General features: G+C 39.4%; 13 protein-coding genes. 6 read left to right on the top strand and 7 right to left on the bottom strand.

Annotated features, from left to right (window positions below; all coding sequences use genetic code 11):
• Positions 1-157: 157 nt before the first annotated feature.
• A complete protein-coding gene (locus DKG80_RS13020) occupies positions 158-1321 on the bottom strand; it encodes a LamG domain-containing protein (RefSeq protein WP_109831796.1) in 1164 nt (387 codons plus the stop codon).
• Between the two features lie 314 nt (positions 1322-1635).
• On the opposite strand from DKG80_RS13020, the gene DKG80_RS13015 reads away from it, so the two are divergent.
• Entirely contained in the window at positions 1636-2799 is a 1164-nt protein-coding gene (locus DKG80_RS13015; RefSeq protein WP_109831795.1) for a hypothetical protein, read from the top strand.
• Between the two features lie 198 nt (positions 2800-2997).
• Here the strand turns inward: DKG80_RS13015 and DKG80_RS13010 are convergent, their stop codons facing one another.
• The 5 genes from DKG80_RS13010 to DKG80_RS12990 all read right to left on the bottom strand — a co-directional run bounded on the left by DKG80_RS13010 (position 2998) and on the right by DKG80_RS12990 (position 8428).
• Positions 2998-4644: a sulfatase family protein gene (locus DKG80_RS13010; protein WP_109831794.1), complete on the bottom strand. Its 1647-nt coding sequence runs from the start codon at positions 4642-4644 to the stop codon at positions 2998-3000.
• Between the two features lie 252 nt (positions 4645-4896).
• Complete coding sequence (locus DKG80_RS13005) at positions 4897-5463, bottom strand: helix-turn-helix domain-containing protein (RefSeq protein WP_109831793.1); 567 nt, start codon at positions 5461-5463, stop codon at positions 4897-4899.
• Between the two features lie 540 nt (positions 5464-6003).
• Positions 6004-6732: a YqjF family protein gene (locus tag DKG80_RS13000; protein ID WP_109831792.1), complete on the bottom strand. Its 729-nt coding sequence runs from the start codon at positions 6730-6732 to the stop codon at positions 6004-6006.
• A 191-nt stretch (positions 6733-6923) separates the two neighbouring features.
• Entirely contained in the window at positions 6924-7193 is a 270-nt protein-coding gene (locus DKG80_RS12995) for a hypothetical protein (RefSeq protein ID WP_221409129.1), read from the bottom strand.
• Positions 7194-7342: 149 nt separating this feature from the next.
• On the bottom strand, positions 7343-8428 hold the full coding sequence (locus DKG80_RS12990; protein ID WP_109831790.1) for a serine hydrolase domain-containing protein: 1086 nt from the start codon (positions 8426-8428) through the stop codon (positions 7343-7345).
• 675 nt (positions 8429-9103) lie between these two features.
• Here DKG80_RS12990 and DKG80_RS12985 point away from each other — a divergent pair.
• The 5 genes from DKG80_RS12985 (at position 9104) to DKG80_RS12965 (ending at position 13509) form a co-directional block, all read left to right on the top strand.
• The gene (locus DKG80_RS12985; protein ID WP_109831789.1) at positions 9104-9661 is read left to right on the top strand and encodes a DUF4178 domain-containing protein; all 558 of its coding nucleotides are present in this window, start codon (positions 9104-9106) and stop codon (positions 9659-9661) included.
• Positions 9662-9723: 62 nt separating this feature from the next.
• On the top strand, positions 9724-10548 hold the full coding sequence (locus DKG80_RS12980) for a hypothetical protein (protein ID WP_221409128.1): 825 nt from the start codon (positions 9724-9726) through the stop codon (positions 10546-10548).
• Between the two features lie 13 nt (positions 10549-10561).
• The gene (locus tag DKG80_RS12975) at positions 10562-11431 is read left to right on the top strand and encodes a DUF350 domain-containing protein (RefSeq protein WP_109831788.1); all 870 of its coding nucleotides are present in this window, start codon (positions 10562-10564) and stop codon (positions 11429-11431) included.
• A 160-nt stretch (positions 11432-11591) separates the two neighbouring features.
• Positions 11592-11954 carry an adenosylmethionine decarboxylase gene (gene speD / locus DKG80_RS12970; protein ID WP_109831787.1) on the top strand — a complete coding sequence of 121 codons (363 nt, stop codon included), beginning with the start codon at positions 11592-11594 and terminating at the stop codon, positions 11952-11954.
• A 4-nt stretch (positions 11955-11958) separates the two neighbouring features.
• Positions 11959-13509: a polyamine aminopropyltransferase gene (locus tag DKG80_RS12965; protein ID WP_245907011.1), complete on the top strand. Its 1551-nt coding sequence runs from the start codon at positions 11959-11961 to the stop codon at positions 13507-13509.
• A gap of 110 nt (positions 13510-13619) precedes the next feature.
• On the opposite strand, the gene rsmG is transcribed toward DKG80_RS12965, so the two are convergent.
• Entirely contained in the window at positions 13620-14243 is a 624-nt protein-coding gene (gene rsmG / locus DKG80_RS12960) for a 16S rRNA (guanine(527)-N(7))-methyltransferase RsmG (protein ID WP_109831786.1), read from the bottom strand.
• Positions 14244-14391 lie beyond the last annotated feature (148 nt).

Here is a 14391-nt window from a genome sequence, read left to right as displayed (position 1 = left end):
GTTTTTTAACCGTTTAAAATGATTGTAATGTATAGTATTTCAGGTAGTTGATGTCGGTTTAGGGGGCTATAGGTAAAGAGGAGGAAGAGAAAGTTGTCATCACAAGAGTAAGCTAGAGACCTACACTTGCGATGACTGCTCAATGGTTGAGACTGGATTATTTCACAGGTTTGAATACTCTGATCCAATCCACTTTCATAGTATTCTTGTCAGGGTTAGCTAAGTCCTCGTCACTTGGAGTTCTGCCGGCTTTTACGTGCCAGTCTTGCGATTCTATATTGATGATGATATCAAGTTCCTTGGTATATCCTTTACCGCCTTGATACTCGTACGGATCGATGATGCTTACGGAAGATTTCTTGCTAGCTTTCTTTAATTCTTTGAATGAATAAGTGTCCATCGTACTGAACGATTCGATCCTTTGCTTACCTTTCTCTACATCCAACTTCCCATCAGTCATTGTTGGGTAGCCATATTGCCACTTACCATTGACTTTAGTAGCCAGCGCTTTGTCATAAAGAACTCTTACTAGTTCTCCATCGATATAGTACTCGAAGTGAACTGGGCTTTTCCAATAAACTGCAGTTCTTACATATTTTCGGTCGCCGCCATTCCAGCAGTGATCTCCCCACGCTTTGACATCACTACGATTTTGCCAAGCCCCTTTGTCTCTAGGTTGGTAGTCTGTGAACGGCTTTCTGATAAAAGAATGATGGCTGACATGAATAGATTTAGCAAAGAACTCGTTTCCTTGTCCTTTACCTCCATAGCATTCCATGATATCGATTTCTTGTGTAGCGTCCGGACTTAGAAGCCATACATCTGAAGCCAGTGTAATATTGGCCACACTGGCGCTGGACTCAATGAATATTGGGTATTTCACTTTCTTGGTAGAAGTGATGCATCCTGCATTGATGCCGCCATCTATTTTATTCATTTTCACTCCTTTTTTGTAGATAGGGTTGAACTCATTCTTTTTATCCCACCTTGATGAAGTGATTAGTAGGTCATTGCCATCTACCGATACATGATTGTATTTCCAGTATGTAGTCCCTGGGCCATCCCAGTTGGCGTGGTAGAAATTGACCCATTTTCCTTTGCCGAATGTTGTTTTCTCATTTACTGGATCAAACTCATAGTTGAAGTCGTCAGATAGATCTGCCTGAAATTCCCATTTAAGGTCTTTGTCAAGCATTTTAGGTAGAGGTATGTTGGCTATGTCTTCCTTCTTTGTTTTTTTATTCTTTTCATTTTTATGGTATCCACTGAATGAAAGTAAACAGCAGCTTACAACAGCTAATAGTAGCAATTGGATTTTCATTGTCACTTAATTTAGATTATCTATTTCGTACTTGATTTCTCAAATTCAATGCTAACAATTAATGACTGTGAAATAGATATTAGATACCTAGATAGAATTCGAACAACAACTGAACAATTATTCGATTGGGTGCTTTTACTTAAGCTTTCTGATAGAGAGGTAGTGATAGTACTGAAAAGAAAGATTTAAACCGTTAATATGCTATGTAAGTTTTAGTTTATTAGGTGTTTATGCTGTTAAGTGTCAATATTGTTTTTGAACTGACTGAATAAAGAATTGTTAATTGAATTAGGCTGTTGTAGGTTTATCCATTGATGGATTACCGTAAAGAAGAAATACTAGAACAGCTGGACAGAATCATTTCCGACAAGGCTTTTTCACGATCCAAAGTCAATGTACGTCTCTTGAGGTTTTTGGTAGAGTCAACCCTTGCTGACAAGGACGTGAAAGAGGTCACTATCGGAACTGAACTTTTTAGTACGAAGTATGACCCAGTAAAGTGGGATAACAAAGTCCGAGTGTATGTCTATCATCTGAGAAAAAAGCTGGATGAATACTATCAATCTGCCAACTCCAACGAGATCGTTTTCCAAATAGCTAAAGGGCAATATAAAGTTCAGTTTGAATCCTACCGTGCTACGCAAACCCATGATGCGGAGAAAAATATCTCACTAGCAAAGTGGATATATGGAGCTATAGCAATGGTAGTTTTAGCAATCGCCATATTCTTCGTTACCAAACCATCAATAGATGATTTTTGGAAAGGTCTAATGAATAATGGGATGAGTACCACTGTAGTTTTTGGTGATTACTTTACGATAGAGGGACCTACGCTGACTAGTACCAAAGGCATCATTAGAGACTATGAAATCAATTCTGCTGATGAACTAGAAGATTACCTTCTTCATAACCCTGAACTAAAAGATAAACTCTATCCAAGCCAGCATCATTATTTTAACTGGGCAGCACCGTATTGTAGCAAAGAAATAGCACAGTTTTGGGCTAAATATGACTACCCATTTGACATCGTGCAAATATCTGAATGGAGTGTTTCGCAGCTGGATAATCAGAACTTGGTATACTTCGGTCAGTCTAAGACAATGGGTGTGCTTCAGAATATCTTAAAAGAGAAGTTTCCTCAGTACAACTACAGAAGTCAGGTGCTCGAGCGAACTGACCCTGTGACCAAGAAGAAAGTAACTTATCGAGATATCATCACTCAAGATAATAAGAACACCGACTATACTATCGTAGCCAAAATTTCGACTCCTACTGGCAATGAGATGAGGTTTTTCTTATCCGATCAAGACTGTGGAGCAATCAGCGCATTGGATTACTTCACGCAGAAGGATTCTTTAGCTGCATTTTATCAACGACACGAGTTGGAGGCAGATGATGATTTCATAGCTTTATTCAAAGTGACAGGATGGCTCCGCAAGTCTTATGATATGGAGTTTGTTTTACTGGATAGGGAATAGATTGATTGGTGCTTAGAAAATCCTAGAGATCATTCCTTAGATCTTCTCTGACATAATCGATTTCGACAAAACATGATGACTAGGAAAAGAAAGAGTAGCGTGGTAATCTGTTATCCATTAGTAGTGTTATAGATACAGATTACCACGTAGCTCTCATTATGATGCTTATCCTAATGGTCTAAACTGAAAAATCGGGTATCAATTATCCCAGTTTTCTTGGACGGCCTTTTGAACCATAGGGAAGTCAGCGTCGTTTTCTTTTACTTTCTCTCTCAGTTTGATCAGTCTTGCTTTCAGATCCGCAGTGATTTCTTCATAGCCCGGTTGACCATAGATATTGTTCATTTCCTTCGGATCGTTTTTCATATCATATAGTTCCCAAGCTGCTGGAGTCTGGAAGTCTCCCATCGAAGCAGGGTTGTGAGCCCATGCTTGAGCCTCGTTGCTACGCTCCTTGTAGTCTACACCATAGAAGAAAATCAACTTATAGTCCTTGGTACGAATACCGAAGTGTGCGGGATTGTTGTGCTTGTGAGCCATGTGCATCCAGTATCTGTAGTAAGTCTCTTGCTGCCAGCCCTCAGGTTCTTGTCCTGTTTCTAGGATTGATTTGAAACTAGAACCTTGCATAGATTCAGGAGCAGTACCTCCAGCCAATTCTATTATAGTAGGAGCAAAATCTGTATTGTTGACGATAGCATCAGTTTGCGTCCTAGCTGCAATGGTTTTTGGGTATCTCACCAAGAAAGGCATGCGCATAGATTCCTCATACATCCACCTTTTATCTATGTAGTCGTGCTCGCCTAGCATGAAACCTTGGTCGCCAGTATAGATGATAATAGTGTTGTCCATCAAACCTTCAGCGTCTAGGTAGTCGAATAGTCTTTTGACATTGTCATCCACACCTTTTACACATCTGAGGTACTTCTTCAGGTATTTTTGGTAAGCCAATCTCTTGTACTCAGGATCAGGAATCGAAGGATCTATCTCCATGTGCATTCCCATATTTCGGATGATGTTTCGATGTCCAATCGAAGAACCAATCGTGTCGATCAGTTGGTCATTGATACCTCTCGTTCCGATAGAGCCATTGTTTTCATTGTTCCAAAGACTGGCTGGCTCAGGGATATCTACATCTGCTAGATAGTCCTCATATCTAAGGGCGTGCTCAAAGAAATCATGAGGAGCTTTATAATGGTGCATCAAGAAGAAAGGCTTTGACTTGTCTCTTTTATTTTTCAACCACTCTAGCGTCAGGTCAGTAATCACATCGGTGCTATGTCCGTCGTACTTAGTGGCGTTGACCTCTCTTTCCATCCCTTCTTCGAACTTGAATAAGGTCTTTTCTGCCACTTCTTCACTACTGTATAGAGTAGGGTCAAAGTAGTCGCCTTGTCCCGGAAGGACATTGTAGTAGTCAAATGCCTCTGGTGCGTGCTTAAGGTGCCACTTACCAATGATAGCTGTGTTATAACCCAACTTTCCCATTTCTATCGCCAAGGTCTGGTGTGCAGAGTCTAGCGCTCCACTAAGGTCATAGACACCATTGACCTGTCCATACTGTCCTGTCATGATGGATGCCCTGGATGGTGTACAGATAGAGTTAGTGCAAAAAGCATTTTTGAACATCATACCTTCTTTCGCTAGCCGATCGATAGTAGGCGTAGGGTTCAAGCTCGCCAAGCGACTACCGTATGCTCCGATACCTTGCGTAGTATGGTCATCCGACATGATAAAGATGATATTGGGTTGAGTAGCTTCAGTTTTCTCTTCTTTTACTTGCGAACATGAAGCGATCGATGCGGCTATCAGTATAGCCAGCGTTAGTCTTGTTAGTATATTCATATTAGGTACATATTTCCAAACACCAATTTAAGGCTTAATCTCAAGAGCCATTTGCATTGAGCATATACATTACTTATTCAAAGGGGGAGGCATTGCGCCAATTGTAGGGGCGTATTTATTTGAAGCCTTTAAGGCAACGGTTGATGAGGTTTTTGAGCGTTGGCAATGTTTAGTGTTTTGCTTTTAAACTGACTTAAATTTCGATAGGTAGATCAGTAAGAGTATTTAATTAATGTAAATAGGTTGTCTATGCTACAAGAACTTAATTTTCGGGTAATATTTTAAAGGTTCTTCATTTTGAATCCTAGTCGTGTTAAATACTATCAGTAAGAAATTCACAGTATACAAGGCACTGATCAATACGCCATTGTGTGAAATAAGCATGGCAATGGAAGGGCTTTTGCTAAGAACTATGGTTGATGCAGTAGTCAGAATTACACCTAAAAACAGAAGTAAATTCCAGGTCAATTGAAAGTTTACAACATTAGTCCCTACATTTTGAATCCCTTTTATAGTGTTTTTCTTAGAATTCCACATGTAGTATGGGATAATAGCACCAAGAATTGGGAATAATAAAAAAGTCAGAGCAGATAAGTTCAGTATTTTTAAGAATACAATGTCTTCTTGAACAACCCAATCTGTAAGCTCATCCAGATCAACTTTAAGTGCAAAAGCAATTTTTTTTAAGGAGTCTCCAAGTGGTTCAGTTTGTCCATTCTCAATTCGTTGTATTGTTCGCAAGCTTAGTTCAGACATTTCAGCTAATTCTTCTTGAGATAATCCTTTTCTATTTCTCAGCTCTTTAATTCTCGTTTTCATGCTTTTGACATTTTCATTATTAAATGATGAACAAAAGTATATTCTGATCTTTTTAATCGCTACGACACGTCTGCGACACCTTTACGTCATGCTTGTCTGGATAAGTTGGTTACTAGATTTTTTTTCATCGTAGAATTATCAAAGGAGGAAGGCTAGTTATTCTAAGTCTACTTGTAGTTTGCAGGCTTCTAGTCCAAGAGATGCCTTCATACTACATATTTTAAATCAAATTGAAATGATCTCAATTATTGTTTAAGAGTCTTTTTCTATGAATTCACCTTATTTTAACTAAGTTTCGGAGAGTATGGTTTGCCAAACTATTTCAACCATTTACGGAGTCGTTTTTTTGCTTCAGTGTGGGATACAGTATTTCCATTTTGAACATCCTGTTTGCCGCGTTCTATTTTGTCAAGAACAATAAGTGTTTCAATCAGCTCATCAAGCTCGAAAGATTGAGGTATTTCGTTTATTGATTGTTTATCCATAGTACGATTATAGTGATTAAAAATGGTCAATTAGGCTGATAGTATAATTGGGGGATCATTTTATATTTTGATTTTCCTTAGCCCATGCAAGTACTTGTACACCCTCTGAAAAATGCACCAGGTTTGGTTCTCCACTGAATAGTTCTAGAAATCTAGAATAGTGATATTTCAATGTTGAAAGTTTAATGTTTTTGATTGGCCATTCTATGTGATGTATTTCAAATTTATTAAGGCCGTATCGAGAGGTCTGAAATAAAGCATACCGTTCTGTTAGCCATAGGTCTAACTCTGATTTTTTGGGAGTTTCATTTTTGACTTCATATGTGAAGTTGAGATGGTCATTATAGTTGGTGTTTTTAGAACTAAAGTTTGATAGTGAGTTTCTATTGATTGAAGAGTATCTATAGGGTAGTTCTGATAAGTTCTTTGCTATTAATGTCGACAGACGTTTGCTAGCCTCAATGCTTAAGAAATAAACTCCAGACTTTCCATTTTGTTGTACATAGGTTCTGATGTTGATTTCGTCAAAATTAGAAATTGGAGGGAATGAAGGAAGGAGTCGTGGTCTTATGTTATCCATTCTAAAAACTACCAAAGATATCCATGCTTGGTTTTGATATAAATCAATTTCAAGGTGTTCAGGAACAAACTTTCTTAGAATTGATTGACTTACTTTCCAATGAAGAAAAACTACCTGATTCCATTCTTGATAGTAGCTCCATTTGCCTTTTGCTAGTTCCCAAGGTCTATGATCTACGGTTTCCAAAATTTGATGATTCGTCATGTTTTTCTTATTCCTATATTCATTGGGGATTATCGTGAGGGATTGATCTTTTGGACAGTCAAATATGTTAAGTAAAGAATCGCCAACCTTTACTTCAGCTAAAATTCCTTTCGGTAAGAAGCAACAAATACTTTACGTGCTAAATGTTTTTTGAAAGTACATAAAACGTAACCAGCCAAAGAACAATTCACTCAATACCCATGAGGGTCAAAAAATGCTTCGATAGTAAGCTCGTTAGGTTGTAAGTTTTTGGCTTTATCGAAATAGGTTCTTGCAGTTAAGTCTTCATTATCCAAGTTCATTTTAACGATACCCATATTCTTGACTAAGTTTCTGTCAGCTGAATTTTCAGGTTTGGCGGACTCAAGGTAAGCTAAAGCTTCCTTGTGTTTTCCAAGATCAGAAAGAATAGCGCCGATATTAGTTAAGATCAAAGGGTGGTTTGGGTATTTGATGTTCAAAAGAGTCAAATGCTGAAGAGCTAGCTCAAGCAATTCATCTGCTTTATCAGGTTGTAGCCATGCATCTCTATACTGATCTATGACATGTTTCAGTAGCTCTGAAACACTGTTGTAATTAAGGTTTTTAAATATGTTTTCGATAGGAGTTACTATTTAGTTGAGTCTCCATTGATCAATATTTTTCTGATCTCCTTTTCAAAGTGATATCTTGTAGGGATATCAGTATGATACAAGTTCTCTAGGACTATCACATCCATGTCTTGCTCCGGTATAATGAACTTGATTGATACAAAACCAAACCCAGAACCTCCATGTCCTAAATACCTAAACGGCTGATGTGCAATATCAATTCCATATCCATAGGACATCTCTTCATCACTCAAAGCAGCAAACAAATCTGGGACTTCTGAGTTGGTCATGATTTCGTACGACGCTGGTTTTAACAGCTCTCCATGATGAAGTTTGGTGTCCCAAGTATGTAGATCTTTTACATTAGAGATTATTCCGCCAGTAGGTATGAAGTCATTCCAAGTGTCTTCTGTAAATCCTAGCTCTGAAAATTCAACAAAGTTGTAATCACTTCCAGTCCATTGATATCCGTTGATTAGTTTTTGATTTTCTCCGTCAAACTGATAGCAATAAGTGTCATTCATTCCTATTTCTTTGAATAAGCTATTTGCTAATTCAGTGTATTTCTTTCCTGAAACATTCTTGATTATTCTACCAAGTAGTCCATAGGCAGGATTACTGTAATGAAAGCTCGTTCCAGGTTCAAAAAGCAACGGCTCGTCTAAAGCAGCTATTCCCGCAGACATATTGACTAACTGATGTACAGTAACCGAGTCAACCCATGTCGTAGTGAAGTCAGGCAAGTATTTACTGATAGGACTATGAAGTTCTATATTACCTTTCTCGGCTTCTCTTAGGATAATTACTGCGGTGATTTGTTTGCTATTAGACTGAATTCGGAAGTTGTCATTCAAGCTTATTGGTGTTTGACTGTCAAGATTGGAATATCCATAAGCCTTTGAGTAAACACTTTTTCCATTTTGAGTAATTGAGATTACCCCATTAAACTTTCTCGGACTGGTTGTTAATATTAAGCTGTCAATTTGATCAAAATAGTCATTGATAGCTTGTTGTTCCTTTTCAGGATCTGTCTTTTTTTTAATGTTATCACAGCTATACACTACGAAGGATGTAGCTAAAAGTAGGGCTAAAAAAGAGTTGTTCATTGCAAAAATCAAATTTGTGTTTTACCCTTGATACCACCAATAAACCAATAGATAGCAAACAATACTTCCTGATATGTAGCTGGTGAATAAAGGAGGCGTTAATCTACAAAGACTCCCTTCAAATAGCACAGGAAAAAGAGATACTTTCGGGTGAGACCGAAAGTCTGCTGCAACCTACCTAGAAGGTTTCAGCTTCACCCGACGGAGCGCTGCAACCTACGAGAGACTTTCGGATCCACCCGACGGTCTCCTGCAACCTGCGGGAAGCTTTCGGATCCACCCGACGGTCTCCTGCAACCTGCGGGAAGCTTTCGGATCTACCCGACGGTCTCCTGCAACCTGCGGGAAGCTTTCGGATCTACCCGACGGTCTCCTGCAATCTGCGGGAAGCTTTCGGGTCTACCCGACGGTCTCCTGCAACCTGCAGGAAGCTTTCGGGTCTACCCGACGAGGCGCTGCAAGCTGCAGGAAGGTTTCGGGTCTTCGGGACGAGGCGCTGCACATTGCAGGAAGCTTTCGGGTGAACATTGAGGCGTCCTACGAGTCAGTGAGGCGAAGTGAACCAAAGAATTCTTGTCAAGTTGTAACATTCTCCCTTTCAATGACTACTAATAGTTGCAGTCATTTTATGTTTGCGTCTTATCAATAGAACTGTTAAGCCTAAATAATCACCAAATGTCCTTATTCAAAAACCTTTTTGGGAAGAAGAAAGAAGAAGAACCTCACTACGATGTGACCAACATGAAAATCCATGATTTGGATGTTGGGTTTATCTTTGACTACGAGCTAGAGAGTTGGGTAGTAGAGGAAATCTACGAATACGACTGGGGAGACAATCACTTCACCCGTGAGTTCAAAATCTCCAATTCCAAAGGTGTATTCTATCTAGAGATCGAAGAAGACGGGGAGCTACTGATCACAGTGACGGAGAAGTTGAGTTTAGCCAGCTTAGGAGACGATATCTTCAACGACTTGATGGATGGTAAACAGCCTCTCAACAAGATAACCTATGAAGGAGTAGATTACTATCTGGATGAAGAAGCCTCTGGCTACTTCCATGATATCAACAACAAGCCCGATGTATGGGATGAGTTCATTAGCTGGAGCTATGAAGATAGGAGAGAAGAGCTGGTACTGACTATCGAGCAGTGGGACGAGAAGAAATTTGAGGTGTTTCAAGGTAAGTACATCGAAGAACATGAAATCTCTAACATCGTTCCTGCGGCTGACTGACACCTCACTTTGATACTAATTGCAAATTATAATTATCCTATAGATACCATATTAAGAGACCTATGAATAACAACATTATTAATATCATTATTGTCCTACTCGTCGGGTTCATCGTGTTCAAGACTTGTAGTGGAGGATCAAGCAACTCGTACGAAGATCGATCTAGAGATAGATTGAGTGAGTGGCGCAAGTCTCCTATAGACGAGCTGATCAGACAGTTGTCCGATGAGCCAACTTACAGTATCCTGCTTTATGATATGGATGCGGATGAATCTGAAGACATTTATAGACATCAGTATAGAGTGATCATAGAGAAGCCAGATACAGTGATGGCTCGTGAGACCACTTGGTACGACGTGTCTCCAGTGGAGTTTGAGCAGCACATTGATGACATGGGCATGACGATCGTGTCTAAAAAGAATGGGGTCTTGCACAAGGAAACATCTCCTGCTGGGTATGACAACTATGTGGGAAATGAGAAGTATGGACAGTGGCGTAGAGACTCTGGAGGAAATAGCTTTTGGGAGTTTTATGGTAGATATGCTTTCATGAGCTCCATGTTCAATATGATTGCCTATCCAGCGCGATATAGCTATTGGAATAACTACTACGGAGGCTACTACGGTACAGGTAGAAGCTACTATGGTCCGAACAACTACTACGGTACTCGATCATACACTTCTTCGAATACGGGGCAAAAGACAAACTGGGGAAGTAGACCTTCTTCTTTCAAGCAAAAGGTAAGAAACAATGTGGCTAGATCTGCTGCAGCGAGCTCATCCAGAAGTTACAGTTCAGGAAGTAGCTATAGCAAGACATCTAGAAATGACTCTAGAAGCTCAAGCAGCACTGGATATAGATCGAGAAGTGGAGGTTTTGGTAAATAATTAAAGAAAGAAGATGTTACAAGAATTTTTAAATACAGCGTACGAAGGACTGGTATATGCCTTCACCGCTTTGATTTTCTTCTTCATAGGGAAGGTCGTTTACCAATTGCTCAATAAGTCAATTGATGTAAAGCAAGAGCTTGTCAAGAAAGACAATTTAGCATTTAGCATAGCTCACGTAGGCTACTTTATAGGATTATTACTAGCGATAGGTAGTGCAATTGTAGGTCCTAGTCAAGGACTATGGATGGATGTAGAGATGATCGCTATCTATGCTTCATTAGCAATTGTACTTTTGAATGTATCTATGTTATTTACCGATAAGGTGCTTTTGAGAAAGTTTAAAGTCAGAAAGGAGATCATAGAAGATCAAAATGTAGGAACAGGAATCATCGAAGGGTCTGTGTCGATAGCTATTGGCTTGATCATCTTCGGAGCCGTGACAGGCGAAGGTAATGGAGACTTGATGTCAGGTATACATCTAGCCATTGGGTTTTGGTTGAGTGGATTGTTGTCATTGATATTGGTATTCAGAGTGTACAACATGATTACTCCATATGATATTCACGAACACATCGAAAAAGGAAATGTAGCGGTAGGAGTAGGTCTAGCAGGAGCGATTATCGCTATGGGTAACTTGATTCGTTTCGGATTGTCAGGTGATTTTGAAAGTTGGTCTACAAGTCTGACAGAGGCAGGTCTAGAAATCGGGATAGGTATGATTATGCTTCCAGTGATGAGATACTTGACGGATAAGATCTTGCTACCGGGAGAGAAGCTGACAGACGAAATCATCAATCAAGAACATCCTAATATCGGTGCAGCTATCGTAGAAGCATTTGGATACATCGGAGGGTCAGTACTGATTACTTGGTGCTTTTAAGAAAATGAAGGAAGGGTTTGAATAAGTTAGATAATTTTCAGATTCCTTATATGAAAGGGAATGGTAATACAGATAAGAGTTATTCCCCCTTCAATAAGGGGGAACGAGTATTTTAAGAGACTTAGATCCATTCCAAAACTGCGCCATAAAGTAATACGCCATGGTATATAATTACTTGATCGATCTGAAAACCTCCTCGACTACTCAAGTGGAAGACGCTGCGGTAGTCGAAGCGTTTTTAATTGAAATAGCCAATAAACTTGGTTTGACAGTCTTGGATAAGTGCTCTCACAAGTTTACCCCTCAGGGATTGACCTCCATGTTGCTATTGAGTGAATCCCATTTGACCATTCATACATGGCCGGAAAACAATTTTGCGTGCGTTGATATTTTGACCTGCAAAGGCCAAATAGAATTGAGCTTGATCGAGCAGCTCTTCAATTCTAGTTCGATGGGGATTTCTTGTGAGAATATTCAAGAAGTTCAGCGCTCCTCAGTTCACCAAGTCCACTCTCAGTCTTAGTATTTTGACTTCCAATTCTAAAATCAGCAGATCACTACTGCTGAAAGCTACCATATTCGCTACAGGATTCTCTGGAGTAGTAGCCGAATACGTACTCTCGACTTTAGCTACCTACTTCTTAGGAGATTCCATCTTTCAGTGGATCATGATTATTAGTCTTATGCTATTCTCAATGGGGCTGGGGAGTAGACTGAGTAAAAGCATAGGCGGAAATCTGCTGGTGAAATTCATCATCATTGAGTTTGTACTGTCATTCACAGTGTCTTTTGCGCCACTGTCAGTGTATACGATGGCCGCATACAGTACTCTCCATGAAGTCATCATTTACGTCTTGTCCATTTTGATTGGTTTGATGATAGGAATGGAAATTCCACTAGTGATTCGGATCAACGAGGAGTTTCAAGAGCTGCGACACAATATCTCGGGTATTCTTGAGAACGATTACTACGGTAGTCTTTTAGGAGGAGTGTTCTTTGCTTTTATAGGTTTGCCATTTTTGGGACTCATGTATACGCCTTTTGTACTTGGTATAGTGAATTTGGCTGTTGCTGTTAGTCTATTGCTAACCACTCGGAAGCTAATTCTAAAGTCAGAGTCAAGAATATTAATTGCAGCAGCCACTATTGTATTAGGGACGATTGTATTAGGGAGCATATACACCAAGCCAATTATTCTCTTCGGAGAACAATCCAGATATAAGGATAAAGTCGTCTTTACTGAGCAGACTTCCTATCAGCGCATAGTCATCACGCAATGGAAAAACGACTATTGGCTTTACCTCAATGGAAATCAGCAATTGTGCTCTAGAGATGAAGTGATGTACCACGAGCCATTGGTTCATCCTGCTATGACTTTGTCTAAGCACCCCACTGAAGTCCTTATTTTGGGAGGAGGTGACGGATGTGCAGTGAGAGAAGTCTTAAAATATCCTTCTCTGAAGACTGCTAAGCTCGTAGATCTAGACCCTAAAATGACAGAGCTGGCAAGGACTCATCCTATTCTTACCTCAATTAATCAAAACTCACTAAGTGAAGAGAAAGTACAAGTGATTAATGACGATGCCTTTCAGTATGTGATGAATGATAGCGCCTATTATGATGTGATCATTATTGATTTACCTGACCCACGAAGTGTAGAGTTAGGAAGGATGTACAGCTATGAATTTTATCGTAATTGTTATAGAAGACTTCGTCCAAATGGAGTTATAGTTACACAGGCAGGCAGTCCGTATTTCGCGACGAAAGCCTTCAGATGTGTTAATTTAACAATGAAAGAGGCTGGTTTCGAAGTAGTTCCTATGCATCACCAAGTCATCACAATGGGAGAATGGGGATGGGCGCTGGGAATAAAATCCAAGCATCCCAATCTTAAAAAAGGGTTACAACAACTTCAATTCAACGTACCGACGCAATGGGTAAATACTGAAGCAATGACAATGATGACTTCTTTTGGTAAGAATTTCTACGGGTCACAAGTAGACAGCATCCGAGTCAACCGAATCCATGATCCAGTACTATACAAGTACTACTTGAAAGGGAATTGGGATTTGTATTGATTCTATTGAGTTGCTGAATTATTCCTACAATAGATTTAAACTTGGATTCTTATTAAGGTTTCTACTATGAACTATAGTCTCTAGATTATGGTCTACTGACTATCAATTACCTACTGCTTTTCCACATAGACGACTTTCTTAGTTTCAAAGAACTCATCTTCAAAGAAATTAGAAAGGTCATGCATTTTGTATCGAAGTTTAGACTCAGACATTTCTTCTTCTAAGTCTCCACCTTTGAGATACAGGATGCCATTTTTGAGAGGATTGTTGTTTTCTTTTTTGAACTTACCCTTAGTCCATTGGTAGAATGGTTTCATACGAGTCACCGCTCTACTGACAATAAAGTCGAATTTTTGATCGATATTCTCGGCGCGTTCATGAATACCAGTGACGTTCGTCAAACCCAGAGATTCAGCGACTCCATTGACCACTTTAATTTTCTTACCAATACTATCTACAAGTACAAATTTGCAATTAGGAAACATGATGGCTAAAGGAATGCCTGGGAAACCACCACCTGTACCGATGTCCAGTATGTCAGACCCATCAACGAATTTCATGACCTTAGCTATACCCAAAGAATGCAAGACATGGCGAGTCATCAATTCTTCAATGTCCTTTCTTGAAACCACATTGATTTTGGCATTCCAGTCCTCATAAAGAGCAGGTAACTGCTCAAACTTTTTAATTTGATCTCCAGTAAGATCAGGGAAAAATGCTTTTAAATCGATCATGCGGCAAATGTACTAATCGTACTTATTTTCGAGGGGAAAGAATTTGAAGAGAACTTGAGGTAGTTAATAATAAATCGGAGACTCAATGGTCTCGTGATATAAAAAAGCCCCTGCATAAATTGAGGGGCTTCTAATGTTATTTTCTTTA

Origin of the sequence: Reichenbachiella versicolor (assembly GCF_003171675.1) — a bacterium.
Lineage (GTDB): Bacteria > Bacteroidota > Bacteroidia > Cytophagales > Cyclobacteriaceae > Reichenbachiella > Reichenbachiella versicolor.
This window is presented reverse-complemented; position numbering and strand designations above follow the sequence as displayed.

What these genes read in the sequence shown, in the direction of transcription:
- DKG80_RS13005 (WP_109831793.1), bottom strand. Translation starts at nt 5,463, where the DNA reads ATGAAAACGAGAATTAAAGAGCTGAGAAATAGAAAAGGATTATCTCAA.
- DKG80_RS12980 (WP_221409128.1), top strand. Translation starts at nt 9,724, where the DNA reads ATGAATAACAACATTATTAATATCATTATTGTCCTACTCGTCGGGTTC.
- DKG80_RS12985 (WP_109831789.1), top strand. Translation starts at nt 9,104, where the DNA reads ATGTCCTTATTCAAAAACCTTTTTGGGAAGAAGAAAGAAGAAGAACCT.
- DKG80_RS13020 (WP_109831796.1), bottom strand. Translation starts at nt 1,321, where the DNA reads ATGAAAATCCAATTGCTACTATTAGCTGTTGTAAGCTGCTGTTTACTT.
- DKG80_RS13000 (WP_109831792.1), bottom strand. Translation starts at nt 6,732, where the DNA reads ATGACGAATCATCAAATTTTGGAAACCGTAGATCATAGACCTTGGGAA.
- rsmG (WP_109831786.1), bottom strand. Translation starts at nt 14,243, where the DNA reads ATGATCGATTTAAAAGCATTTTTCCCTGATCTTACTGGAGATCAAATT.
- DKG80_RS12975 (WP_109831788.1), top strand. Translation starts at nt 10,562, where the DNA reads ATGTTACAAGAATTTTTAAATACAGCGTACGAAGGACTGGTATATGCC.
- DKG80_RS13015 (WP_109831795.1), top strand. Translation starts at nt 1,636, where the DNA reads ATGGATTACCGTAAAGAAGAAATACTAGAACAGCTGGACAGAATCATT.
- DKG80_RS13010 (WP_109831794.1), bottom strand. Translation starts at nt 4,644, where the DNA reads ATGAATATACTAACAAGACTAACGCTGGCTATACTGATAGCCGCATCG.
- speD (WP_109831787.1), top strand. Translation starts at nt 11,592, where the DNA reads ATGGTATATAATTACTTGATCGATCTGAAAACCTCCTCGACTACTCAA.
- DKG80_RS12990 (WP_109831790.1), bottom strand. Translation starts at nt 8,428, where the DNA reads ATGAACAACTCTTTTTTAGCCCTACTTTTAGCTACATCCTTCGTAGTG.